Source organism: Pandoraea pulmonicola (genome assembly GCF_000815105.2).
GTDB lineage: Bacteria > Pseudomonadota > Gammaproteobacteria > Burkholderiales > Burkholderiaceae > Pandoraea > Pandoraea pulmonicola.
The window spans coordinates 3,228,948-3,253,910 of record NZ_CP010310.2 but is presented as its reverse complement, the minus strand read 5'-3'; the positions used below and the strand labels follow the sequence as shown (position 1 = coordinate 3,253,910).

19 protein-coding genes and 1 pseudogene are annotated in these 24,963 nt (G+C 66.1%); 10 read left to right on the top strand and 10 right to left on the bottom strand.

The window, feature by feature from the left end; all coding sequences use genetic code 11:
* Nucleotides 1-23: 23 nt before the first annotated feature.
* A complete protein-coding gene (locus tag RO07_RS14030) occupies nt 24-722 on the bottom strand; it encodes an arylesterase (protein WP_052267314.1) in 699 nt (232 codons plus the stop codon).
* Here RO07_RS14030 and RO07_RS14025 point away from each other — a divergent pair.
* Nucleotides 721-1,413: an ABC transporter ATP-binding protein gene (locus tag RO07_RS14025; protein ID WP_039411535.1), complete on the top strand. Its 693-nt coding sequence runs from the start codon at nt 721-723 to the stop codon at nt 1,411-1,413. The two genes, RO07_RS14030 and RO07_RS14025, sit on opposite strands and share 2 nt — an antisense overlap.
* A 36-nt stretch (nt 1,414-1,449) precedes the next feature.
* Here RO07_RS14025 and pgi read toward each other — a convergent pair whose 3' ends face one another.
* The 3 genes and pseudogenes from pgi to RO07_RS14010 form a co-directional block, all read right to left on the bottom strand.
* Nucleotides 1,450-3,117, bottom strand: coding sequence for a glucose-6-phosphate isomerase (gene pgi, locus RO07_RS14020; RefSeq protein ID WP_039411533.1), 1,668 nt, complete (start codon nt 3,115-3,117; stop codon nt 1,450-1,452).
* A 116-nt stretch (nt 3,118-3,233) separates the two neighbouring features.
* Nucleotides 3,234-4,913: an NAD(P)H-hydrate dehydratase gene (locus tag RO07_RS14015; RefSeq protein WP_237171258.1), complete on the bottom strand. Its 1,680-nt coding sequence runs from the start codon at nt 4,911-4,913 to the stop codon at nt 3,234-3,236.
* Between the two features lie 289 nt (nt 4,914-5,202).
* Nucleotides 5,203-6,495, bottom strand: a pseudogene (locus tag RO07_RS14010) (D-amino acid dehydrogenase); the annotation flags it as partial.
* 247 nt (nt 6,496-6,742) lie between these two features.
* On the opposite strand from RO07_RS14010, the gene purL reads away from it, so the two are divergent.
* Entirely contained in the window at nt 6,743-10,774 is a 4,032-nt protein-coding gene (gene purL, locus RO07_RS14005; RefSeq protein WP_039411529.1) for a phosphoribosylformylglycinamidine synthase, read from the top strand.
* Nucleotides 10,775-10,944: 170 nt separating this feature from the next.
* Here the strand turns inward: purL and RO07_RS14000 are convergent, their stop codons facing one another.
* From RO07_RS14000 to RO07_RS13975, 6 genes are all read right to left on the bottom strand, one after another.
* Nucleotides 10,945-11,739 carry a peptidylprolyl isomerase gene (locus RO07_RS14000; protein ID WP_039411525.1) on the bottom strand — a complete coding sequence of 265 codons (795 nt, stop codon included), beginning with the start codon at nt 11,737-11,739 and terminating at the stop codon, nt 10,945-10,947.
* A gap of 62 nt (nt 11,740-11,801) precedes the next feature.
* Nucleotides 11,802-12,065 carry a BolA family protein gene (locus RO07_RS13995; protein ID WP_039411523.1) on the bottom strand — a complete coding sequence of 88 codons (264 nt, stop codon included), beginning with the start codon at nt 12,063-12,065 and terminating at the stop codon, nt 11,802-11,804.
* Between the two features lie 16 nt (nt 12,066-12,081).
* On the bottom strand, nt 12,082-12,615 hold the full coding sequence (locus RO07_RS13990) for a septation protein A (RefSeq protein ID WP_039411520.1): 534 nt from the start codon (nt 12,613-12,615) through the stop codon (nt 12,082-12,084).
* 260 nt (nt 12,616-12,875) lie between these two features.
* Nucleotides 12,876-13,301: a YgiW/YdeI family stress tolerance OB fold protein gene (locus RO07_RS13985; protein ID WP_039411517.1), complete on the bottom strand. Its 426-nt coding sequence runs from the start codon at nt 13,299-13,301 to the stop codon at nt 12,876-12,878.
* A gap of 209 nt (nt 13,302-13,510) precedes the next feature.
* Entirely contained in the window at nt 13,511-13,933 is a 423-nt protein-coding gene (msrB, locus tag RO07_RS13980; protein WP_039411513.1) for a peptide-methionine (R)-S-oxide reductase MsrB, read from the bottom strand.
* A gap of 126 nt (nt 13,934-14,059) precedes the next feature.
* Nucleotides 14,060-15,577, bottom strand: coding sequence for a protein adenylyltransferase SelO (locus RO07_RS13975; RefSeq protein ID WP_052267313.1), 1,518 nt, complete (start codon nt 15,575-15,577; stop codon nt 14,060-14,062).
* A gap of 282 nt (nt 15,578-15,859) precedes the next feature.
* Here RO07_RS13975 and RO07_RS13970 point away from each other — a divergent pair, with 282 nt between their 5' ends.
* The 8 genes from RO07_RS13970 (at nt 15,860) to RO07_RS13935 (ending at nt 24,959) form a co-directional block, all read left to right on the top strand.
* Nucleotides 15,860-17,488, top strand: a complete 1,629-nt coding sequence (locus tag RO07_RS13970) for a 3-(methylthio)propionyl-CoA ligase (RefSeq protein ID WP_039411510.1) — start codon at nt 15,860-15,862, stop codon at nt 17,486-17,488.
* Nucleotides 17,489-17,767: 279 nt separating this feature from the next.
* Nucleotides 17,768-18,685: a branched-chain amino acid ABC transporter permease gene (locus RO07_RS13965; protein ID WP_237171464.1), complete on the top strand. Its 918-nt coding sequence runs from the start codon at nt 17,768-17,770 to the stop codon at nt 18,683-18,685.
* Nucleotides 18,682-19,965 carry a branched-chain amino acid ABC transporter permease gene (locus RO07_RS13960; RefSeq protein WP_115089129.1) on the top strand — a complete coding sequence of 428 codons (1,284 nt, stop codon included), beginning with the start codon at nt 18,682-18,684 and terminating at the stop codon, nt 19,963-19,965. Before RO07_RS13965 ends, RO07_RS13960 begins: the two co-directional genes overlap by 4 nt.
* Entirely contained in the window at nt 19,962-20,783 is an 822-nt protein-coding gene (locus tag RO07_RS13955) for an ABC transporter ATP-binding protein (RefSeq protein WP_052267312.1), read from the top strand. The genes RO07_RS13960 and RO07_RS13955 overlap by 4 nt, the downstream gene beginning before the upstream one ends.
* A complete protein-coding gene (locus RO07_RS13950) occupies nt 20,776-21,510 on the top strand; it encodes an ABC transporter ATP-binding protein (protein WP_039411508.1) in 735 nt (244 codons plus the stop codon). The genes RO07_RS13955 and RO07_RS13950 overlap by 8 nt, the downstream gene beginning before the upstream one ends.
* 91 nt (nt 21,511-21,601) lie before the next feature.
* On the top strand, nt 21,602-23,698 hold the full coding sequence (locus RO07_RS13945) for a 3-hydroxyacyl-CoA dehydrogenase NAD-binding domain-containing protein (protein ID WP_039411506.1): 2,097 nt from the start codon (nt 21,602-21,604) through the stop codon (nt 23,696-23,698).
* A gap of 64 nt (nt 23,699-23,762) precedes the next feature.
* On the top strand, nt 23,763-24,368 hold the full coding sequence (gene pncA / locus RO07_RS13940; protein WP_039411504.1) for a bifunctional nicotinamidase/pyrazinamidase: 606 nt from the start codon (nt 23,763-23,765) through the stop codon (nt 24,366-24,368).
* 150 nt (nt 24,369-24,518) lie between these two features.
* Nucleotides 24,519-24,959: a PaaI family thioesterase gene (locus RO07_RS13935; RefSeq protein ID WP_039411501.1), complete on the top strand. Its 441-nt coding sequence runs from the start codon at nt 24,519-24,521 to the stop codon at nt 24,957-24,959.
* The last annotated feature ends 4 nt before the right edge of the window (nt 24,960-24,963 follow it).

Genomic DNA, 24,963 nt, shown 5'->3' with positions numbered 1-24,963 from the left:
CGCGGCTCCCGGGCCGCGTTTTTTTATGCGCCGGATTTCGACGCGCGGGAGTTCGCCGCTTTCGCGGGTGGCTTCCCGGTCGGTTTGAGCAGGGGCTTCACGCTCGGCCAGACGTTTTGCAGAATCTGCGGATGCGCCTTGGCGAGCGGGTGGATCTGATCCTGCTGGAACCAGTCCGGATGCTCGGCGACACCCGCCAGCAGGAACGGCACGTAGCCAGTCTTTTCCTGCCTGGCGAGCGTGGCGTACATGTTGTAGAACTGTTCGCTGTAATCGGGCCCGTAGTTGGGGGGGATGCGCATGCCGACAACGATGACGCGGCTACCCGCCTTGCGAGCGGCTTCGACCATCGCCCGGAGATTGGTGCGGGTCAGTTCAAGCGGAATGCCGCGCAAGGCGTCGTTGCCGCCCAGTTCCAGGATGGTGATGGCGGGGCGATGACGTTCGAGAAGCGGGGTGAGTCGGGAGCGCCCGCCGCTCGTGGTGTCGCCGCTGATGCTGGCGTTGACGACGTTATAATCGAAGCCGTTTTGCGTGATCGTTTGCTGCAGGAGATTGACCCAGCCGGCGCCTCGCGCGATGCCATATTCGGCCGAGAGGCTATCGCCCACGACGAGAATCGTCGGCGCGCCCGAACTTGCCGCGTTCGCCGCGGTCCCTGACAGCAGGCTCCAGCCCACGAGGGCTGTAGCGGCCAATTTCAAGAACTCTCTTCTTGCCATGTCGTTTTCCGAAAACGTAATTGAAGTGCGGGGTCTGGGCAAACGGTTGCGTGACGCCACCGGTGAGCTCGTCATTTTGCAGGATATCGATTTTTCCGTCGCGAAAGGCCAGACGGTGGCTATCGTCGGAGCGTCCGGCTCCGGAAAATCCACACTGCTCGGTCTCATGGCCGGTCTCGACACGGCCACTGACGGCAGCGTGACGCTGCTTGGCAAGTCGCTTGGCGATCTCGATGAAGAAGGGCGTGCCGCACTGCGCCGCGGCGCGGTGGGCTTCGTCTTCCAATCCTTCCAGTTAATGCCGCATCTGACCGCGCTCGAGAACGTGATGCTGCCGCTCGAACTGCTCGGTGAGACACGAGACGTGCGCGATCGTGCCGTGAAGTTGCTCGAACAGGTCGGGCTCGCCTCGCGGCTGACACACTACCCGAAGCAGCTCTCCGGCGGCGAGCAGCAGCGTGTGGCCCTGGCGCGCGCGTTCGTGACCGCGCCTGCCGTGCTTTTCGCCGATGAGCCCACCGGCAGTCTCGATACGGCCACGGGCGAGCGTGTCATCGACTTGATGTTTTCGCTGAACGAGGCGAGCGGGGCGACGCTGGTGCTCGTCACACACGATCTGGCCATTGCCCAGCGGTGCGACGCAACGGTGCAGCTCGCCGGCGGCAAGCTGGTCAACGGCGCTCACGTTTGATCGGGCGGACGACGCGGCACAGCAAGAAGAAAGAGATCAGCGCTTGCGCTTGAGCGCTTCCCCCGCGAGACGGATGAGCGATGCGGTCGAAGCATCGTGAGCACCGGGTTGGAGCGTATCCGGATCGAGAAGCTCCGGCTCGATGGCGCGGCACAGCGTCTTGCCGAGTTCCACGCCCCACTGATCGAACGGATTGATATCCCAGATGGCGGCCTGAACGAAAATCTTGTGCTCGTAGAGTGCGATCAGCGCGCCCAGGCGCTCCGGTGTCAATCTGTCGATCACCAGCGTATTGCTCGGCCGGTTGCCATCGAAACGGCGTTGCGCACCGAGCGGGCCGCCGGCCTGTTCGCTGGTCGCCATCGAACCGCCCCGCAACAGCGCTTCGCTTTGCGCGAAGCAGTTCGCCAGCAGTTTGCGATGATGTTCGAGATACGCCGCGCCATCGTATTGCGGCTCCAGCACGGCGATGAAGTCCACGGGCACGAGCGTGGTGCCCTGGTGCAGCATCTGGAAGTAGGCGTGCTGCCCGTTCGTGCCGGGCTCGCCCCAGATGATCGGTGCGGTTTGCCAACCTACCGGCGTGCCGTCGATCTGCACGGACTTGCCGTTGCTCTCCATGTCCAGTTGCTGCAGATACGGCGGCAGCTTCTGCAGCGCGTCGGTGTATGGGGCGATGGACAGCGTCTGCGCGTCGAAGAAATTGCGATACCAGATGCCGAGCAAGCCGAGCAGCACCGGCATGTTGGCTTCGAGCGGCGCGGTGCGGAAGTGCTCGTCCATCGCGTGCGCGCCGGCGAGCAGGGCGTCGAAGTGTTGCGCGCCCAGATAGAGCATGATGATCAGCCCGACCGACGACCACAGCGAATAGCGTCCACCCACCCACTCCCCGAATTCGAAGACGTTCTCGCGAGCGATACCGAAGCGCGCGGCTTCGTCGGCGTTCGTCGACACGGCGACGAAATGCTTGCCGAGTGCGCTCTCCGGAATGCCATGCGCGAGAAACCAGGCGCGAATCGTGCGCGCATTCGTCATGGTCTCCAGCGTGGTGAACGTCTTCGAGCACACGACGACGAGCGTCGTTTCCGGATCGAGCGTCGGCAGGGTGCGAGCGAGCTCGGTCGGGTCGATGTTGGCGATGAAATGCGCCGTGAGGTCCGCACGCCCATAGACGGCCAGCGCGTCGCAGACCATGCGCGGCCCCAGATCGGAGCCGCCGATGCCGACGTTGACCAGATGCTTGATGCGCTTGCCGGTGGCGCCGAGCCAGCGTCCGTCGCGCACGCGCTCGCTGAAGGCGCGCATGCGCGCGAGTGTGTCGTGCACACCGCTGCTGATTTCGCCGCTGGTGTCGCGAAACGTGACGCCCTGCGGGGCGCGCAGCGCAACGTGCAATGCTGCGCGGTTCTCGGTGACGTTCACGTGTTCGCCGGACCACATTGCGTCGCGCTTGGCCGGTAGATGGCATTCGCGCGCGAGATGCGTGAGCAGGGCGCGGGTCTTGTCGGTGATCCGGTTCTTCGAATAGTCGAGATACAGACCGGCCGCCCGCAGCGAGAACTGTTCGACGCGCGCATTCGCGCCCGCGCCGGCAAACCAGTCGCGCATGTGCTGTCCGGCAATTTCATCGCGATGTTCGAGCAGCGTACGCCATGCGGCGAGTTGATCCAGACGAACGGAAGGCGCGGAGGGCTTGTACGACATGTGCGATATGGGCATTTCGATAAAGCGAAGTATAACGGGAGTCACACGAAATCACGCCGAAATGACGCGGTAGCGCGGCTGCGGCGCGTTTTTGCCGCATGGCGGACGCGCTCACGTCACGGGACGTTGCGCGAGCCGGATGCGCTGGCGGTCCTTGCGGCACGGCTGGCGCGATCCGGCAGATCCGCCAGTTCGGCGCGCATGGCGGGCAAAAGTTCAGACGCCGTGAGTCCGGCCGGGCCGACGCCTCCGTCCACGCAACGTTCGGCGGCCTTGCCGTGCAGCCACACGCCAGCCAGTGCGGCGGCGGTAGCGGGCATGCCCTGCGCAAGCAGGGCGCCGAGGGCGCCGGTGAGCACGTCGCCCGTGCCGGCCGTGGCCAGCCCGGCGTTGCCGGTGATGTTGATCCACGCGCGCGTACCGTCGTCGACGATGCTGCCCGATCCCTTGAGCACGACGGTCGCGCCGAAGTGCTTTGCCAGCGAGCGTGCGGCCGCCAGCCGGTCCGACTGGATGTCCGCGACGCCACAGCCGGCCAGCCGCGCCGCTTCGAGCGGGTGCGGTGTGAGTATCGTGGGTCCGGCGCGGCGGCGAACGCGCTCCGCCAGCGAGGGTTCGGTGGCGAGTAGGTTCAGCGCATCGGCGTCGATGACGAGCGGCGTCTGGTCGAGCGAAAGCGCGCGGGATAGACATGCCGACGACGCTGCCGACGTGCCGAGTCCCGGCCCGACGGATACGGCCTGCATGGCCGACAGATCGAGATCTTCCGCCGGGCGCAGCATGAGTTCGGGATGCACCGGGTCCCAGGTGGGGGCGTCGTGCGCAACGAAACCGACGTAGACGCGTCCGGCGCCCATCATCAGTCCGGAGCGAGCGGAGAGCAGCGGGGCGCCGATCATGCCGAGGTGCCCGCCGAGGATGGCCAGCGAGCCGTAGCTGCCCTTGTGCGAAGCGTGGTGTCGTTGACGGATCTCGGAGAGGAAGGCCTCCGGCGCGCTCGTCGCGAGGCCGCCAGGGGCGCGCGAGGCGCGTGCGGTGCTGAGCGCGTCGTCAGCCTCCAGCGGGGCGACGAGCACTGTGCCGGCGATGTCGCGTCCGTCGCCCGTGAAGAGTCCGGGGCAGGCGCCGAGCATGGCGATCGTGACGTCTGCGCGAATGACAGCCCCGTTGGTCGCGCCCGTGGCGGCGCCGAGTCCGCTGGGAATGTCGATGGCGAGAACTGGCGTGCCTTGAGCATGCGCGTAGCCGATATTCTCGACAAGGGCCGCCGCGGCGCCATCCAGTGGGCGGGACAGCCCGATGCCGAACAGCCCGTCCACGATCCATGCGTAGGTCGCCGGGTGTGGCCACACGGCCGGCGCGGGACGGATCGGCACGCCCGACGCCAGCGCCTGCGCATGTGCCCAGCGAGCGTCGTCCGTGGAGGGCGGTGCCAATTGCCAGACGTCGACGAGCACGCCACGACGATGCAACTCGCGCGCCGCGACGTAGGCGTCGCCGCCATTGTTGCCGGGCCCGGCGAGCAGCAGTACCGGTTGGCGACCGGCGCTGGCCAGTGCCGGCAGTTGTGCGTAGAGCCAGTCGGCCACAGCCGCGCCCGCGCGCGCCATCAGCGTGTGCGGGGGGAGTTTCGCGGCAGCGGCACGTTCGACGTTGCGCAGTGTTGCCGGGAGGTAGAGATCCAGCGGGGTGTCGGCGTCGCTCGCGGTGTACGCGGGCGGCGTCATCGCCGGCGGGCGTGCGAGCGGACTCGGATTGAGCGTGACGGGAACATCGGTGCGCAATGAGTTGGACATGACAGGCAGGGCTCCCGGAGAACGCGGCAAAGCTCGCCACGCACGGCGATGGATGCCGATGGCGGGCCCGTGCGCCATCCCGGATCGACGGACGGGCGGACATCACGAACCTGCGCCTCAACGGAGGCATTATGCCGTCAACCTCGCCGTTTGCCTGCCGGTGGGATTCCCGACCTCGTGTCGGCCGCTTCTGACGCGCACCGCCCCGCGCGAGGCGAAGAACGGTGGCAGATTCTGCAATGGGTGCCGGTCTGCGCGGCTTTGGGGGGGGCTAGCGGTCCTGGCAGTTCTAGCGATCGTAGCGGGCGAGCGTGAGGCCGCCGAGGTCGATTTCGGGCGTCTGGCCGGAGATGACGTCGGCGAGGACGCGCCCCGACCCGCAGGCCATCGCCCAGCCGGTGGAGCCGTGGCCGAGGTTCAGGTAGATGCCGGGCAGGTGAGTCGGTCCGAGCAGCGGCGGGCCGTCCGGCAGCATCGGCCGGGCGCCCACCCATGCGCGCGCCTCGCGGTACTTGCCGGCACCCGGGAACCAGTCGGTCGCCACCTTGTAGAGCGTGGCGATGGCTCGCTCGCGCAGCACGAGTTCGGTGTCGCCCAGTTCGGCCGTCCCGGCAATGCGCAGCCGATTGCCCTGGGGGGTGATGGCGGTCTTGTAAGACTCGTCCATGACGGCAATGCGTGGGCTGAACAGCTCCGTCTTGACGGGCACCGTGATCGAGTAGCCTTTGATCGGCCAGAGCGGCACGTCGATGCCGAGCGGGCGCAAAAGCGCAGTGCTGGCAACGCCGGCGGCGATCACGACGGCGTCGGCTTCGAGCGTCGCCGTCCGCGCCGGCTGGCCGGTCGCGGCCGTCTCCACGGTGACGCCGGCGCGTCCCACGTTCGGGCGCACCGACAGCACGGTGGTCTCGGTGGCGAGCGTCACCCCGATATCGCGGGCGATCTGCGCCAGGCGCTTGGTGAAAAGCGGGCAGTTGCCGGTTTCGTCGCGCGGCAGATGCAGGCCGCCGGCGAGCGGCGCATCGGTGGAGATCGCAGGTTCGAGCTTGCGGCATTCGTCGGCCGTGAGCAGGCGGTGCGGGACTTCGTTTTCGGCGAGCATGGCGCGCGCCGGCTCGTTCATCTTGATTTCCCGCTCGGTGCGAAACAGTTGCAGGTAGCCTTGCGTCTGCTCGTACTCGAATACATGCGTCTCGCGCAATTCGTGCAGGCAACGCTGGCTGTAGAACGCCAGACGCTGCATGCGCTCGCGGTTGGCGCGATAGCGCTCCAGCTTGCACTCGCGCAGCCAGCGCGCGGCCCAGCGCCAGGTGCCGGCCGACAGACCGGGGCGGAAGATGAGAGGACTGGCGGCGCTGAACATGTAGCCGAGCAGCTTGCGCGGCATGCCGGGCGCGGCCCAGGGCGTGACGTAGCCCGGCGCGATGACGCCCGCATTGCCGAAGCTGCTCTCCTGCGCGACCGTGCTGTTGCGCTCGACGAGCGTGACCGTGTGCCCCGCGGCGGCCAGATAGTAGGCGGTGCACGTGCCGATAACCCCGCCGCCGATAACGATGACCTTCATTCCCAACCGTCTGGTGTGTGGCGAACGCCCGCTCGTTCGCTTGTTAGTGTCGTTCTTAGTGGTGTGGCCCGGACCCGCAGGTCCGCGTGCCTGTGTTCCAGCATGTGTCCATCACGGGGCGCATAGGTTACCAGAGAGCCGGCCGGACCGGGCGGGTAGATGGCGGAATTCGGTCGCGCGCACTCGGGTGTAACCCGGGGTAAGCAGGGTATAATCCCGGTTTGTCGTTCCCCCGCGTTTTGAACGCCTCGCCTTCCGTCCTTCCATGACTCACATTGCCTGCTTCGCCGGCGCCTTGGCGCTTTCCGAATTCCGCCAGCAACGTCTTTTGCAGACCCTGCAAGCCATCGACAGTTCGATCGTACGCATCGACGCCCGCTACGTGCATCTCGTGGCCAGCGCCGAGCCCCTGTCGAGCGAAGACGTGGCGCGCGTGTCCGGTCTGCTGACTTACGGCGAGCCGGTGCAAGAGGAGCCGGTGGGCGACCAGTTGCTGGTGATCCCGCGTCTGGGCACGATTTCGCCGTGGGCGAGCAAGGCGACCGACATCGCCCACAACTGCGGTATCGCTGACGTGCGCCGCATCGAGCGCGCCGTCGAATACACCATCGGCGTGAAATCCGGCCTGCTCGGCGGCAAGAAGTCGCTCGCCGCCGACGTGCTGGCCCGCGTGGCCGACGTTCTGCATGACCGCATGACCGAGACGGTCGTCGCCACCCGCAAGGATGCCGAGGCGCTCTTCGTCGAGCTGCCCGCCAAGCCGCTGCAGACGGTCGACGTGATCGGCGCCGGGCGCAGCGCGCTCGAAGCCGCGAACCGCGATCTGGGCCTTGCGCTCGCCGACGACGAAATCGAATATCTGGTCGACGCGTTCACGACGCTCAAGCGCAATCCGACCGATGTGGAACTGATGATGTTCGCGCAGGCGAACAGCGAGCACTGCCGCCACAAGATCTTCAACGCGCAGTGGACCATCGACGGCGAGGCGCAGGACAAGTCGCTGTTCCAGATGATCAAGAACACCCACCAGTTGCATCCGCAGGGCACGGTCGTGGCCTATTCGGACAACGCTTCGGTGATGGAAGGCGCCGAGGTCGAGCGCTGGTATCCGCGCGGCGCCGACGGCAAGTACGGCCGCAGCGTGGAGCTCACGCACACGTTGATGAAGGTCGAGACGCACAACCACCCGACGGCGATTTCACCGTTCCCGGGCGCATCGACGGGCGCGGGCGGCGAAATTCGCGACGAAGGCGCCACGGGCCGCGGCTCCACGCCGAAGTCGGGGCTGACCGGTTTCACGGTGTCGAACCTGGCGCTGCCGGATGCGCGCGAAGCGTGGGAGAACGATCTCGACGTGACGGTGCCGCCGTCGCTGCGCAAGCCCGACGACAAGGGCGTCGACTATGGTCGCCCGGATCGCATCGCGTCGCCGCTGCAGATCATGATCGACGGCCCGCTCGGCGGCGCCGCGTTCAACAATGAATTCGGCCGCCCGAATCTCGGCGGCTATTTCCGCGCCTACGAACAGAACGTCGGCGGCCGCGTCCGCGGCTATCACAAGCCCATCATGATCGCGGGCGGCCTGGGCAACATCGCGGACCAGCACACGCACAAGCACGATCTGCCGGCCGGCACGCTGCTCATCCAGATCGGCGGCCCGGGCATGCGCATCGGCATGGGCGGGGGCGCCGCCAGCTCGATGGCGACCGGCACCAACACGGCCGAACTCGACTTCGATTCGGTGCAGCGAGGCAACCCGGAAATCGAGCGTCGCGCACAGGAGGTCATCAACTGGTGCTGGCGTCAGGGCGAAGCGAACCCGATTCTGTCGATTCACGACGTGGGCGCGGGCGGTCTGTCGAACGCCTTCCCCGAACTGGTTGATGGAGCCGACAAGGGCGCGCGTTTCGACCTGCGTCAGGTGCAGCTCGAAGAGTCGGGCATGTCGCCGGCCGAAATCTGGAGCAACGAAGCGCAGGAGCGTTATGTACTGGCCATCGCGCCGGACAGCTTCCCGGCGTTCCAGGCCGTGTGCCAGCGCGAGCGCTGCCCGGTGGCCGTGGTCGGCGTGGCCACGGACGAACGTCAGCTCAAGCTCGTCGATCCGATGCACCCCGAGTCGCCGGATCCGGTCGACATGCCGATGGACGTGTTGCTTGGCAAGCCGCCGCGCATGCATCGCGACGTCAAGCGCATCAAGGCGGAGCTGCCGCCGGTGGACGTGACGGGGCTGTCGCTCGACGAGGTCGCACGCGCCGTGCTGCGCCATCCGACGGTGGCGAGCAAGTCGTTCCTCATCACCATTGGCGACCGTACCGTGGGCGGCCTGACCGCACGCGACCAGATGGTCGGTCCGTGGCAAGTGCCGGTGGCCGATTGTGCGATCTCGCTGATGGACTACTCGGGCTATCGCGGCGAAGCGATGACGATGGGCGAGCGCACGCCGCTGGCCGTCATCGATGCGCCGGCGTCGGGCCGCATGGCCGTTGGGGAGGCGATCACCAATATCGCCGCGGCGCCGATTGCGTCGCTCGACCAGATCAAGCTGTCGGCCAACTGGATGGCCGCATGCGGCACCGAAGGCGAGGACGCCGCGCTGTTCGATACGGTCAAGGCGGTCGGCATGGAGCTTTGCCCGGCGCTGGGCCTGTCGATTCCGGTTGGCAAGGATTCCCTGTCGATGCGCACGAAATGGGAAGACGCCGGCCGCGCCAAGGACGTAGTGGCGCCGGTTTCGCTGATCGTGTCGGCATTTGCCCCCATCGAGGACGTGCGCGGCCATCTGACGCCGCAATTGCGCACGGTTGCCGAAGTGGGCGAGACGGTGTTGATCTCGATCGACCTGGGCCGCAACAAGAACCGCCTGGGCGGCAGCATTCTCGCGCAGGTCACGCAGCAGATCGGCGACGTGGCGCCGGACCTCGACGATCCGGCCGACCTCAAGCGTTTCTTCGACGCCATTCAGACGCTCAACCGCGAAGGCAAGCTGCTCGCCTATCACGATCGTTCCGACGGCGGTCTGTTCGCGACGGTGGCCGAGATGGCGTTCGCGGGCCACGTGGGGGTGTCGCTCAACGTCGACATGCTCACGCTCGACGAAGGTTTCGAGTCGGACTACGGCGATGCCAAGGACTGGGCAAAGCAGACGGTCGGCCGCCGCGAGGACAAGACGCTGCGCGCGCTCTTCTCCGAAGAACTGGGGGGAGTGATCCAGGTGCGGGCCGCCGAGCGCGACGCGGTGCTCCAAGCATTGCGTGACGCCGGTCTGTCGGCCTGCACGAACGTGATCGGCAAGCCGAACACGAACGACGTCATCGAAATCTATCGCGACGCCAAGAAGGTGTTCGGCGCCCCGCGTGCGGAACTGCAACGTGTGTGGTCGGAAGTCAGCTGGCGCATCGCGCGCCTGCGCGACAACCCGGCGGCTGCCGATGCCGAATACGAAGCGCTGAACGACACGAGCGATCCTGGCCTTTCGCCGAAGCTCACGTTCGATGCCAATGAGGACATCGCCGCGCCGTTCATCGCGACGGGCGTTCGGCCGAAGATCGCAGTCCTGCGTGAGCAGGGCGTGAACTCGCATCTGGAAATGGCGTACGTGCTGGACAAGGCCGGCTTCGACGCCTACGACGTGCACATGAGCGACCTGCTTGCGGGCCGTCACTCGCTCGAAGCGTTCAAGGGCTTCATTGCCTGCGGTGGCTTCTCGTATGGTGATACGCTGGGCGCCGGCGAAGGCTGGGCGAAGACCATCCTGTTCAACCCGACGCTTGCCGAGCAGTTCGCCGGCTTCTTCAACCGTGCGGACACGTTCGCGTTGGGCGTGTGCAACGGCTGTCAGATGATGAGCAACCTGTCGAACCTGATTCCGGGCGCCGCCGCATGGCCGAAGTTCACGTACAACCAGTCGAAGTACGAAGCGCGTCTTACGCAAGTGGAAGTGCTCGATTCGCCGTCGTTGTTCTTCAAGGACATGGCCGGTTCGCAACTGCCGATCGTGATCGCGCACGGTGAAGGCTTCGCCAACTTCGGTCAGCAGGGCAATATCGATCAGGCGATTGCGGCGATGCGCTTCGTCGACCACCGTGGCCAGCCGACCGAGCAGTATCCGTTCAACCCGAACGGCTCGCCGCGCGGTCTCACCTCGGTGACGACGGCCGATGGCCGCTTCACGGTCATGATGCCGCACCCGGAGCGCGTGTTCCGTACGGTGCAGATGAGCTGGGCGCCTGCGCAGTGGGGCGAAAACAGCCCGTGGATGCGCATGTTCCGCAACGCTCGCCGCTGGGTAGCCTGACGGCGTTGTGCCGTCGTGCACCAGCCTCGTAGTAGCGCAGCATCGATCGACCGCCAGTCCCTTCATCAGGGTCTGGCGGTTTTTTCATGAACATCGACGGCGTGCGTCCCGTGAAGGCATAAAAAAACCCGCCGGCGAACGGCGGGTTTTCTCGGTGCGGCGTTGGACGCTTACTGAATCTTGGCCTTCTTCTCGAGACCGTCGATAAAGCCTTGCAGCTTCTCTTCCTGCATTTGCTGCATGAGTTGCGGCTTGACGTCCGAGAGCGGCGGGATCTGCGCGTCGCGCGTGTCATCCAGCTCGATCACGTGGTAGCCGAACTGCGTCTTGACCGGCGTCTGCGAGTACTGACCCTTTTGCAGCTTCTGCAGCGCGTCGGCGAATTCCGGGACGTAGGCATTGGCCGGCGACCAGTCGAGATCGCCGCCGTTCTGTGCCGAGCCCGGATCCTTCGAGTACTGCTTGGCGAGGTCGGCGAACTTCGCACCGCCCTTGAGCTTGGCGATGATTTCCTTGGCCGTGTCTTCGCTCGGCACCAGGATGTGGCGTGCGTGATATTCCTTGTCGCCGAACTGCTTCTTCAACTGGTCGTAGCGCGCCTGCACTTCGGCGTCGGTGATCGGCGAGCTCTTCTGGAACTCGCCGATCAGCGCGCGAATGAGCACGCCTTGCTCGGCCAGCTTGAGTTGCGCCTTGACGTCGGCCTGATTGGCCAGGCCCTTGCTCACGGCCGCTTGCGCCAGAATTTCGCGCTTGATCAGCTCTTCGCGCACTTGCTGCTGCAATTGCGGCGAGTTCGGCTGCCCTTGACGCACCATTTCGCGCACCATGGCGTCGGCGCGCGACACAGGCACCGGCGTGCCGTTCACGACGGCAACGTTCTGAGCGAGAGCGGGGAGAGTAACGGCGGTCAGCGACACGGCGGCGCCGAGCGCCAGCGCCGTGCGGGCGAGTTTCAATGCCATGCTGTTTTTCCTAACGAATGACGGAGGCAAGATTAATCGACGGGGGACGCGTTTCACGCGAATCACGCTTCGCCGGGAGCGAGCGCGACGATGGCGAGGGCGTGGATGCCGTTCTGCATCAAATCGGCTAGCGCATCATACACCAGCCGGTGACGCGCCACGCGGTTACGTCCGGTAAATGCCGCGGAGACGATCCGCAGGTTGTAATGCCCGCCGGACGCCGCGCCGGCGTGCCCGGCGTGACGGGCGCTGTCGTTCTCCAGCGAGAACTCGAGCGGGGCGAGCGCGGCGGTGAGCCGCGTTTCGATTTGCTGTTCGATGCTCATGACGGTGGCTCCTGCGTTACTCGTCCTGCTTGATGTACTTCGCGAGCCACAGGCTCTGCACGACGATGAATACCACCATCAGCCCCATGCCGCCGAAGAGCTTGAAGTCGACCCAGGTGTCGGTCGAGAAGTGGTAGGCGATCACCAGGTTGAGCGCGCCCATCGCGAGGAAGAACAGCGCCCAGCTGAAATTCACGGCACGCCAGAGGTTCTCGGGCAAGGCCATCTGCTTTTCCATCATCGCGCGGATGAGATTCTTGTCGAAGACCAGTTCCGCGACGAACAGCGTGACGCCGAACAGCCAGTACAGCGCCGTCGGCTTCCATTTGATGAAGGTCTCGTCGTGCAGCAGCATGGTGGCGCCGCCGAATACCACGATGATCGCCAGACTCACCCATTGCATGGGCTCGACCTTGCGATGACGCACCCACATCCACGCGACCTGCACGACCGTGGTGACGATGGCGATGCCGGTGGCGACGTAGATGCCGGCGAACTTGAAGGCGACGAAAAAGAGGATGACCGGCAGCAGGTCGAAAAGAAATTTCATGAAGTCTCGGCTAGGGGGCCTCCGGCTTGCCACGTCGACCGCATGCGGCCTCGCGGCGCCTGGGCGCTATCGGGCGGAAAGTCGCATTATATTTCAAAGCCTCGCGTTCGCCGCAATGGCAATCCGCGCCGGGTGTGGCGCCGGCGCGCGAACTGCGCGATGACAGCCGCCGGGGCACTCGCATGAGCGCCGCGGCAGTGGCTCGCGCAAAAAAAGCGGCACCGGGACACGGTGCCGCCGATTCGGAGGGTTACGGAGGATTACCGGAGGATCTCGATGCGCTTCACATCGATGTCGTTCGGGCGGAAGCGGTGGCGGTCGACTTCGCCCGTGATGCGAACACGTGTCTTGTCGTTGATGACCTGACCCGGCGGCAGGTATTTGTCGTCGAGATCGATCTCGATCGTCTTGCCCGCAGCGTCGCGGAACGTGTAGTGCTCGTGCTTGAGTTTGTTGACGATGAAGCCCTCGATCACGGCGGTGGCGTCATCCGGTGCGGCGAGCGCTTGCTCGACGGTCGTGGCATGCGGCGTGGCGGTCGGCACGGCAATCGCGCCGGCGCCGGCGGCGGGTTGTGCCGACGGACCGGTGTACTGTGCATGCGCTTGACCGATCAGGGCGGCGCTACCGGCTGCCAGCAGTGCGGCTGCGCCAAGCGAACGGCGACGGTCGGAATTCTTGGACATGTATCGGGCTCCTGTTTTGCGTTGAACGACACACGCAGCTTAGCAGCCGAAACCACCAGGTTTCGTCACAACGATCTGAAAATCACGTGATTTCACTGATATGACGCAAGAAAAAGCGCGATCTTCGGCTGGCGAATCCGAGCTGGCGCGGACTCGTGGACCCGTACGCCGCCCGCGTGGGCGAGCGCGTGCGGTCCATGCATCCGTTATCAAGCGTCCTTCGGCTTGTCGGACTGGCTGTCCTTGTCCTCGAAGTTGAGCGACGCCGAGTTGATGCAGTAGCGCAGCCCGGTGGGCTGCGGACCGTCCTCGAACACGTGGCCGAGGTGAGCGTCGCAATTGTGGCAGCGGACTTCCACGCGCACCATGCCGTGGCTGTAGTCCATCACTTCGTCGATGCCCGCCTTGTCGATCGGCTTCGAATAGCTCGGCCAACCGCAGCCGGCGTCGAACTTCTCGGTGGATTCGAACAGCGGCGCGCCGCAGCATACGCAGCGGTATGTGCCGTCCTTCCAGTGGTCCCAGTACCGGCCGGTGAAGGCGCGTTCGGTGGCTGCTTGGCGGGTGACCTGATACTCGACGTCGTCGAGTTGGGCACGCCAGTCGGCGTCGGATTTTTCCACTTTGCTCATGAGAGTCTCCTGATGGGCGCCGGCAGGTGGATGGCCGGCGCGCGTCGAATGTCTTCGGACTTTTCACAAATGGGGGCGGCGCGCCGCTTTTGCAATGCTGCAATGCCCGTGGGGCCCAGCGGCCGCTCAGGACGAGCAACTGACCTCGAGTTGGCCGGCCCAGTCGGGCGGCAGATCGGCGTAGCGCTCGAATTCGGGCTGTTCGTCGTAGGGATGCGAGAGTACGCGAAGGAGCGTGTCGACCTCGGAGAAGTCCTTCTCGCGGGCTTGCCGGATGGCGATTTCGGCCAGATGGTTGCGCAGCACGTATTTCGGATTGACGAGACGCATGGCCACCGCGCGTTTCGCGTCGGTGCTGCCCTCGTGGCGCAGGCGCGCCCGGTAGTTCGCCGCCCACCCATCGAAACCCTCGCGATCGATGAACATGTCGCGAATGGGGGCGTCGGTGGCAGGGTTGTCGAGTTCGAGCGTCGCCAGCGTACGGAACAGGCGCGTGAAATCGACGCGGCCCTCGTGCATCAACCGGAACAGGCCGTTGATGAGCGTTTCGTCGTCGGCGTGCGATTCGCGCAGGCCGAGTTTGGCGCGCATGCGCAGGTCGATTTCGTCGGCGAAGCGCGTCTTGAAGACCGGCAACACGGACTTTGCCTGCTCGACGGCGGCTTCGCCTTCGCCGAACAGCGGCAGCAGCGCTTGCGCGAGACAGAACAGATTCCAGTACGCCACGTTCGGCTGCGCCTGATACGCATAGCGGCCCTGCGTGTCGGAATGGTTGCAGATGTGGTGCGCGTCGAAGCCGTCGAGAAAACCGAACGGGCCGTAGTCGATCGTCAGACCCAGAATGGACATATTGTCCGTGTTCATCACACCGTGACAGAAGCCCACGGCCTGCCAGTGCGCCACGAGTTCGGCCGTCGCGTCGCACACCGCGCCGAGCAGGGCGAGGTATGGATTGGCCTCGTCGCGGCAGTGCGGATAGTGGTGATCGATGGTGAAGTCGGCGAGTTGGCGCAGCGCGCCGTGCTGATCGTTGGCCCAGAAGTGTTCGAAATGTCCGAAGCGGATGAAGCTCGGCGACAGGCGCGTGACGACGGCAGCCGTCTCGATGGTCTCGCGCCGCACCGGCGCGTCGGAGCCGATCACGCACAGCGCGCGCGTGGTCGGCACACCGAGATGGAACATCGCTTCCGAGCCGAGGAATTCGCGAATCGACGAGCGCAGCACGGCGCGTCCGTCGCCCATGCGCGAGTAGGGTGTGAGTCCGCTGCCCTTGAGCTGGATTTCCCAGCGGCCGCCGGGGCCGTCGGCCTCGCCGAGCAGCAGCGCACGGCCATCGCCGAGTTGGCCGGCCCACACGCCGAACTGGTGGCCCGAATACACGCTCGCAAGCGGATCGCCGCCCTGCAATGGGGTGTTGCCCGCAAAGGTCGCGACAAATTCGGGATCGCGGGCAGCCTCGGGCGACCAGCTGAGCAGGCGTGCGGCGTCGGCCGAGAAGCCGACCAGATAGGGGGCGGGCAACGGTTGTGGCGAGAGCCGCGTGTGGAAGTCGGGGCCGAGCCTGGCAAACCGGTTGGCGAGCGGCAGCGGTCCGAAGGGCTTGAGCGAAGTGGGAGCAGCGTCTGGGCGGTCGGAGGCCGGCATTGGGGACGTTCCTGAGGGTGAACAAATATTCTACTTGAGGTGTCCGCGGCGCGCTGCCGGCTCGCGTACGATGGCTACGTATCTTGGCTGTTGCGCTGCACAAGCGATGAGCGTTGACCCGGCGCTCGCGCGCGTCAAGAATGATCTGCAAACCGCATGAATGTACGCGAATGCGCCCGATGCATGCGCGAGGCGTGCCGGCCGGCGCCATTCGTTCCCGACAGTTGTTCCCGACGTATCCCCGTAGTTCCGGTATTCCCGACTTTTCTGGAGATTCGACGCATGGCAACACCGCTCCTCGGCCAGATGATGGCCGCGCCGCTATTGATTTCCTCGCTGATCACGCATGCCGCCCGCCACCATGGCGACACCGAAATCGTGTCGCGCCGCGTGGAGGGCGACATCCACCGCTATACGTGGCGCGAAGCGGAGCGACGCGCTCGCCAGCTTGCCCAGGCACTGCGCCGGCTGGGCGTGCGCGACGGGGAGCGCGTGGGCACGCTGGCCTGGAACGGGTACCGCCACCTGGAGCTGTATTACGCCGTGTCGGGAATGGGCAGCGTGGTGCATACGATCAATCCGCGGTTGTTTCCCGAGCAGATCGCATACATCGTGAATCACGCCGAAGATCGTTTCGTCGCGTTCGACATCAACTTCCTGCCGCTCGTCGAAGCGATCGCGCCGCAGTGCCCGACCGTGCAGGGCTGGATCGCGATGACCGGGCGCGCGCATCTGCCGGACTCCCAACTCGCTTTGCTCTGCTACGACGATCTGCTCGCCGCCGAAGACGGCGAGTTTGCATGGCCATCCCTGGACGAGAACACCGCCTCGGGTCTTTGCTACACGTCCGGCACGACGGGCAATCCGAAGGGCGTGCTCTACAGTCATCGCTCGACGGTGCTGCATGCGTTCGGCGCCTCGCTGCCCGACGCGATGGCGATGTCCGCGCGCGACGCCGTGCTGCCGGTCGTGCCGATGTTTCACGTCAACGCGTGGGGGTTGCCGTATTCGAGCGCACTGGTCGGCGCCAAGCTCGTGTTTCCGGGCAAGGATCTCGACGGGAAGTCGCTCTACGAGCTGTTCGAAGCGGAGGGCGTGACGTTCTCCGCCGGGGTGCCCACGGTCTGGCTCGGCTTGCTCACTCATGTGAAGTCCGTCGGCGCGCGCTTCTCGACGCTGGAGCGCACGGTGATCGGCGGCTCGGCATGCCCGCCCGCGATGCTGCAGACCTTCGAGAAGGACTACGGTGTGCGCGTCATCCACGCGTGGGGCATGAGCGAGATGTCGCCGCTCGGCACGCTGTGCCACCTGCGCAAGCATCACCGCGATCTGCCCGCCGAGGCGCAACAGCACATCCTTGAGAAGCAGGGCACTGCCATCTACGGCGTGGACCTGAAGATCGTGGGCCCCGAAGGCGAGGAACTGCCATGGGACGGCAAGGCGTTCGGCGATCTGTACGCGCGCGGACCATGGGTGCTCGATCGCTACTTCCGCACGGAGACGTCGCCATTGGTGGACGGCTGGTTTCCCACGGGCGACGTGGCCACCATCGATCCGGAAGGCTACGTGCAGATCACCGATCGCAGCAAGGACGTGATCAAGTCCGGCGGCGAGTGGATCAGTTCCATCGACGTCGAGAACATCGCCATGGCACATCCCGACATTCACGAGGCGGCGTGCATTGCGATCCGGCACCCGAAGTGGGAGGAGCGGCCGTTGCTGGTGGTGGTGCGCAAGCCGGGCTCGTCGCTCACGCGCGAAGACGTGCTGGCCTTCTACGAGGGACGGGTGGTGAAATGGTGGATTCCCGACGACGTGGTCTTCGTCGACGAGATACCGCACACCGCGACGGGAAAGATGCTGAAGCTCAAGTTGCGAGAGCGGTTTCGCGATTATCAGGCGTCGTCCTGAGTTCTCTGTCGCGGTGCGCGGTTAGCCGCAGGGGGACTCGGAAATCTCCGAGCGGGCGGCCGTGCTGATCCGAAAACCAGCAATGACGCCGTTTCCCGGGCCATTTGCGGTCGATGCCGACGGTAGGCGCCCCTTATAATGTCGCTCTGAATTTCCCTCCGACGCGGCGATGTGTGCCGCGTCTTTCATTGGCTTTCCTGAGGAGACGCAGTGCATCTGCTGAGCGCCACCGCCGGCCTCGTGCTGGTGAACGGCGTGAGCTACGGCTTGCTGCTGTTCATGCTGTCGAGCGGACTTACCCTGATTTTCAGCATGCTGGGCGTGCTGAACTTCGCACACGCCAGCTTCTACATGCTGGGGGCGTACTTCGCCTATGCGTTGTCGGGAACGATCGGTTTTTGGGCGGCGCTCGCGGTGGCGCCGCTCGTCGTCGGTGTGCTGGGGGCGGTGTTCGAGCGCGGCGTATTGCGACGCCTGCGCGCGCGCGGCGCCCTGGCGGAACTGCTTGCAACGTTCGGGCTGGCGTATGTGGTGGTGGAACTGGTGCAGCTTGCCTGGGGGCGTGGGCCGGTGGATTACGGCGTGCCGAGCGCGTTCGAGGGAGTGTTGGTCCACGTGGCGGGTATCGCAGTCCCTGCTTACCGGTTGTTCCTGATGGGCTTGGCGTGTGCCATCGCGCTGCTGGTCTGGGTGGCGTTTCGCATGACGAGAGCGGGCCTGGTACTGCAAGCCGCATTGGCCCAGCCGGCGATGACGCAGGCGCTCGGTTACGACGTTCCCGCGCTCTACACCGGCGTGTTCGCCTGTGGCGCCGCGCTGGCGGCACTGGCCGGCGCCGCCGGTGGCAACGTGCTGGTGACCGAGCCCGGCATGGCCGCCACGGTCGGGAGCGTGGTGTTCGTGGTCGTGGTTGTCGGCGGGCTGGGCTCGCTCGGCGGGGCGTTCGCGGCGTCGTTGCTCATTGGCGTGTTGCAGACCTGGGCGGTCACGAGCGACGCGAGCCTTGCGTCGTGGTGGCCGAACGTTGTGCCGGGCGACGCAGGGGATAGTGGGGGAGGCTGGGGCGCCGTGGCCAGCATGGTGTCGCCCGTTGCGCAACTGACGGTCGCGCAACTCGCGCCGGCGGTGCCGTACCTGCTGATGGTGGCGGTGCTGCTGTGGCGTCCGCGCGGTCTCTTCGGTGTGCGGGAGGGATGATGCGTCACGCCGTTTCCGTTTCGTGGGCATCGGGTGCGTGGCGTGCGCGCGCGAGCATCTGGCTTGCGTTCGCGGCGCTGCTGGGTGTCGCGCCGTTGTGCTTCCCGTCCGATGCTGCGTTGACGTTGATGACGCAGATGGGCACAGCGGCCATCCTCGCGCTTTCGTTCAATCTTCTGCTGGGATCCACGGGCCTGTTGAGTTTTTGCCATGCGACGTACGCGGGCGTCGGCGCCTACGCGGGCGTGTGGTGCATGAACCGGATCGGGCTGCAGGCATGGCCGGTGTCGATGGCGCTTGTCCCGCTGGCGGGAGCGCTGGCGGGTGGGGTCGCCGGTGCGACGCTGGGCTATGTGACGACGCGGCGCGCCGGCATGACGTTCGCGATGATCACGCTCGGCGTTGCCGAACTGGTGTGGGTGGTGGTGGCGATGGTGCCGGCGTGGTTCGGGGGCGAGCGCGGCATTCCGACCGACCGGACCCTCGGCGCACCGTGGTTCGGAGTGACGTTTGCAACGCAGCGGGAGGTCTACGGACTCGTTGCGGTGTGGCTGTTCTTTTGTACGGCGGCGATGTACGGCGTGACGCGCACGCCGCTGGGATTTCTGGCGCGCGCGGTGCGCGATAACGCCGGGCGCGTGGCGTTTCTCGGGCAGTCGCCCGCGGCAGTGCGGTATCGCATGCAGATCATTGCCGCCGCGTTTGCCGGGGTGGCGGGCGCACTGGGGGCGCTCAACTTCGAGCTGGTCAGCGCCGACACGTTCAGCCTGGAGCGTTCCGGGATCGTGCTCGTTTTCACTGTGCTCGGCGGCGCGGCGTATTTCGCCGGGCCAATGCTCGGCGCGGTGCTGGGCGTGTTCGTGACGGTGGTGCTGGCCACGCTCACGCGGGCGTGGCAACTCTACCTCGGTCTGGCCTTTCTCGCGGTCGTGATGTTTGCGCCCGGCGGTATCGCCGGACTGGTCGCGCTGCATGTGCGCGCATGGCGCGCGGGTCTCGTGCGTGCGTTGTGGCTGCCGTATTCGGTGGTGTGCGGCGGACTGCTGCTGTTCGCGTGCGGATTGATCGCCACCGTCGAAATGACCTACGCCGCGCGTCTTGCCAACGATGCCGGGCAGTGGGCAGCAGAGAGGGCAGGGGGGGCAGGGGGGCCGCCGGGCGTCGGCGCCTGGGCGCTTGCGGTGGTGGCCGCGTTCCTGGGCCTGATAGTGCTTGCGCCAGGCTGGCGGCACCTGCGCGCGGTGGCAACGCGGGCGGGACTGACGGAGTCCGCACCATGACCCGGCGCGAAGCCAGGGCCGCGCGTTCGTACGAGCAGGCGCTCAGCATTCGCGGCATACGGAAATCGTTCGGACGGACGCAGGTACTGAGCGGCGTCGATCTGACGCTGGCGCCCGGGGAGCGGCTGGCTATCATCGGGCCGAACGGCGCGGGCAAGAGTACGTTGTTCGATGTCATCACTGGCAGAACGCGCGCCGACGGCGGCCGCGTGCTGATGAACGGCCGCGAGATCACCGGGCGAGCGCCGTACGTCATCAGCCGGTTGGGGCTGTCGCGCAGTTTCCAGACGTCGCAATTGTTCGGACAGATGAGTGTCATCGATCATCTTCGCTGCGCCGCGTTGTGGCCGGATCGCCATCGATATACGTTCTGGCGACGCATGCGGGGCCTCGCGGACGTCACGCGTCGCAGCGAGTTCTGGCTTGCCCGCCTCGGTCTGGTGAACAGACGCGACGTCCCGGCCGGAGCGCTCAGCTATGCGGAGCAGCGCGTGCTGGAGGTCGGCTTGTGCGCGGCGTCGGCGGGCAGTGTGATGCTGCTCGACGAGCCGACGGCGGGAATGAGCCAGTCGGAGTCGGCGCGCATGGTGGCGCTGATCGCGGCGCTCAGCCGGGGGCGCTCGCTTCTGATGATCGAGCACGACATGAAAGTCGTATTCTCGCTGGCCGACCGGATCGCAGTGCTCGCGCGAGGGGCGGTCATCGCGTGCGACACCCCGGCGCGGATTCGTGAGCATCCGGACGTGCGCACCGCCTATCTCGGCGAATACGCGGATGCGCTCGTCGACGCCGGGGCCCGGGAGACGCGCGATGCTTGAACTGATCGATGTTCGCGCCGGATACGACGGCAGTCGCGTGCTCCACGGTGTGACGATGCACGTGGCGCCAGGCGAGATCGTGGCGGTCCTCGGGCGTAATGGCGCGGGCCGGTCCACACTGGCGCGCGCCGTCATGGGGCAACTGCGGCGGGAAGGCGATATTCGCTGGCGGGGGCAGTCACTCGTAACGATGGCGCCGCACGAGATCGCACGTCTTGGCGTTGGCTATGTACCCGAGACGCGCGATGTTTTCGGCCCGCTGACCGTCACGCAGAATCTGCTGCTCGGGCAACGTGGTGCGAAGGTGCCGGCAACGTCGCGGGCATCGGCGCCTGTGCCGGGAATCGGCGACACGCTCACGCTGGCGCAGGCGTTCGATCGTTTCGAGGAACTCGCGCCACGCCGCGATGCGCCGGCGGGCGCGCTGTCCGGCGGCGAACAGCAACTGCTTTCGCTGTGCCGGGCCATGATGGCGGGGCCGGGCCTGCTGATCGTCGACGAGCCGACGGAGGGACTGGCGCCGCGCGTCGTCGCCCGAATTGGCCGCATCCTGACGGATCTGCGGGCCAGCGGCGTGGCGATACTGCTCATCGAGCAGAAGCTCTCGCTGGCGCTCAGTTGTGCGCAACGTGTGGCCGTCATGGGCCGTGGCCGGCTCGTCTTCGAGGGCACTCCGCAGGCGCTGACGGCCGCACACGACATTCGCCGCGAATGGCTCGAGGTGTAGGGCTGCGCTAGAATCGAACGATCGTCTTGCCGCGGCCGGCGCGCCCGCGGCTCCCCCAATGACGCAAATAAATATCAGGATAGAGACAACAATGAGCACGGCATATGAGGTTCGTGACGGCGTGGCCGTCATTACGCTGGAAAATCCGCCGGTCAACGGGCTGGGGCACGCCACCCGCGCCGGTATTGCCGAGGGACTCGCGCAGGCGCAGGCCGACGCACAGGTGCGCGCCATCGTGCTGATCGGCGGCGGCAAAGCATTTTCCGGCGGTGCCGACATCCGTGAATTCAACACACCGAAGGCGACGCAGAGCCCGCTGCTGGTCGACGTCATCGCGGCGCTGGATGCATGCGGAAAACCTGTCGTCGCCGCGGTGCATGCCGTCGCGATGGGAGGAGGACTCGAACTGGCGCTTGCCTGCCACTACCGCGTCGGGTTGCCCGGCGCGCAGATCGCGCTGCCGGAGGTGAAGCTGGGCCTGTTGCCCGGGGCGGGCGGCACGCAGCGTCTGCCGCGTGCGATCGGCGTTGCACGTGCACTCGACATGGTCGTCACCGGCCGTGTGGTGAAATCCGAAGCGCTGGCCGGTACGCTCTTCACCAGGATCATCGACGGCGGTTACGACGATTTGCGCAATGGGGCGATCGCCTTTGCGACCGACGTCGCCGCGCAGGGCGGAGCGCTCCCGCGCTTGCGCGATGTGGCGATCGAAGACGGGGACGGCTCGGCAAGGGCCGCCATCGACGCGGCGCGCGAAAAGGTGCAGCGCGAGCAGCCACATTTCCCTGCGCCGCACAAATGCGTGGCGGCGGTCGAGGCCGCGCTGCAGCGCCCGTTCGACGATGGGGTGAAATTCGAGCGCGAGTGTTTCGTCGCGCTGGTCAGTTCGCCGGAGTCGAAGGCGCTGCGTCATGCGTTCCTTGGGGAGCGGGCCGCATCCAAGATTGCCGACGTGCCCGACGACACGCCGGTGCGAAATATCGAGCGTGTCGCGGTGATTGGCGCTGGCACGATGGGCAGTGGTATCGCCATGACGTTCGCCAATGCGGGCCTTCCGGTGACGCTGGTCGACACGACCGAGGCGGCGCTCGCGCGCGGCGTCGAGGCGATGCGCGGCAACTATGCCCGCGCCGTCACGCGCGGCAAGCTGACGGCCGAGGAAGCGGACAAGCGCCTGGCACGCATCCAGGGCAGCACCGATTTTGCTTCGGTGGCGGACGCCGATCTGATCGTCGAGGCCGTGTTCGAGGACATGGCGATCAAGCAGGTGGTGTTCCGCGAACTCGACAAGGTGGCCAAGACCGGCGCCATTCTCGCGTCGAATACTTCCACGCTGGATCTCGATGCGCTGGCCCGGGCCACGTCGCGTGCGCCGGACGTGATCGGCATGCACTTCTTCAGCCCAGCCAATGTGATGCGTCTGCTGGAGGTCGTGCGCGGCGCGAATACAGGCAAGGACGTTCTTGCCACGATCATGAAGCTCGCCAAGCGCATCGGCAAGCTCGCTGTGGTGGCCCGTGTGTGCGACGGCTTCATCGGCAACCGCATGCTCGAGCCGTATTTCAAGCAATCCCAATGGATGGTCGAGCAGGGCGCCACGCCCGCGCAGATCGATGTCGCCATCGAGCGCTTCGGTTTCGCAATGGGGCCGTTCCGCACGAGCGATCTGGCGGGTAACGACGTGAGCTGGGCGATTCGCAAGCGTCGCCACGCCGAGCATCCCGGTATCGCGTACCCGAAGATCGCCGACGTGCTGTGCGAGGCGGGGCGTTATGGGCAGAAGACACATGCCGGCTGGTACGACTACGCGCCGGGCGATCGCACGCCGCGTGAGTCTGCCAAAGTGGCTCAGATGGTCGAGGACTACCGCCGTGAGCACGGCATCGCGGCGCGCACGTTCACGGACGAGGAGATCGTCGATCGCCTCGTGTACGCGTTGGTCAACGAGGGGGCCAAGGTGCTGGCCGACGGCACGGCGGCACGCGCGTCCGACATCGACATGGTGTATCTGAACGGCTATGGTTTCCCGCTTTGGCGTGGCGGCCCAATGCTCTACGCCGACACGGTGGGGCTCGACAAGGTGCTGGCGCGGGTGCGCGAATTTGAAAAGGCCGAGCATGGCAAGGACTGGGCGCCCGCCGCGCGCCTGGTCGAGCTCGCGGAAGCGGGCGGGCGATTCAACGGGTGAGCGCTCGCCGCGGTAGCGGCAACCTGGGCCGCCACCGGACCCGCAACGACATGAGGGCAACCGTATGAAACCGATGGACGAAGTGCTGCTCGTGATCGACGTGCAGAACGACTTCATGCCCGGCGGCGCACTGGCCGTGCCGCATGGCGACGAAGTCGTGCCGGTGATCAATGCGTTGGCGGGCAAGTTCGCGCACGTGATCATCACGCAGGACTGGCATCCGTCGGATCATGTGTCGTTTGCGGAAAACCACGTCGGACGCAAGCCGTTCGAGACCCTCTCGCTGCCGTACGGCGAGCAGGTGCTGTGGCCGGCGCACTGCGTGCAGGACACGCGCGGTGCCGAGTTGCATGCCGCGCTCCACGTGCCGCATGCTCAGGCCGTGGTGCGCAAGGGGTATCACACTAATGTCGACAGCTATTCCGCATTCGTGGAAGCGGACCGCAGGACGCCGACGGGACTGGCTGGCTACCTGCGCGACAAGGGGGTGAGGCGCGTGCACTGCGTGGGCCTCGCCACCGACTTCTGCGTCGCCTGGAGCGCGTTGGACGCGAAGGCGGCAGGCTTCGACGTCTGTGTGATCGAACACGCATGTCGGGCGATCGACCTCAACGGTTCGTTGGCCGCGGCATGGGCGTCGCTGGCGGCGGCGGGTGTTTCGCGCGAGTAAACGCGCACGCGGCAAGGCGGTTGCTTGCCGCGAGTGTCGCGCGATCGACGAAATGGAAATGTGGTGACGCGCCCATTGGCGCGCACCTTTGACGGATGACGGGATGATGGATACGTTTTACCAGGCAGATCGGCATTGCCGGGGTGCGCGATGACGGCGGTGTCGATTCGATCGGGTTTCATTGACCACCTCGGGATGGAGTTGCTGAGGGCAGAGGGGGGCGAGTCGGAGTTGCGGCTTGTACTCGCGCCGCAGCATCTCAACAGTTGGGAGGTCATGCACGGCGGCGTGACGATGGCGTTGCTCGACGTGGCGTTGAGCACGGCTTGTCGGAGTACGGCGCCGGAGGGCACGGGAGTTGTCACGATCGAGATGAAGACGAGCTTCATGCAGCCGGGCACGGGCGAGATGCGCGCGTTTGGCCGCTTGCTGCATCGGTCCACGACAATGGCCTATTGTGAAGGCGAGGTGCGCGACGCCGATGGCAAGCTGGTGGCCAAGGCGATGGGCACGTTCAAGTACTTGCGCCGCCTGGCGGTGGGGCGCGACATTCGTCAGCAGCGTCGTCCCGACGACCCCCGCGGCGACTGACCCG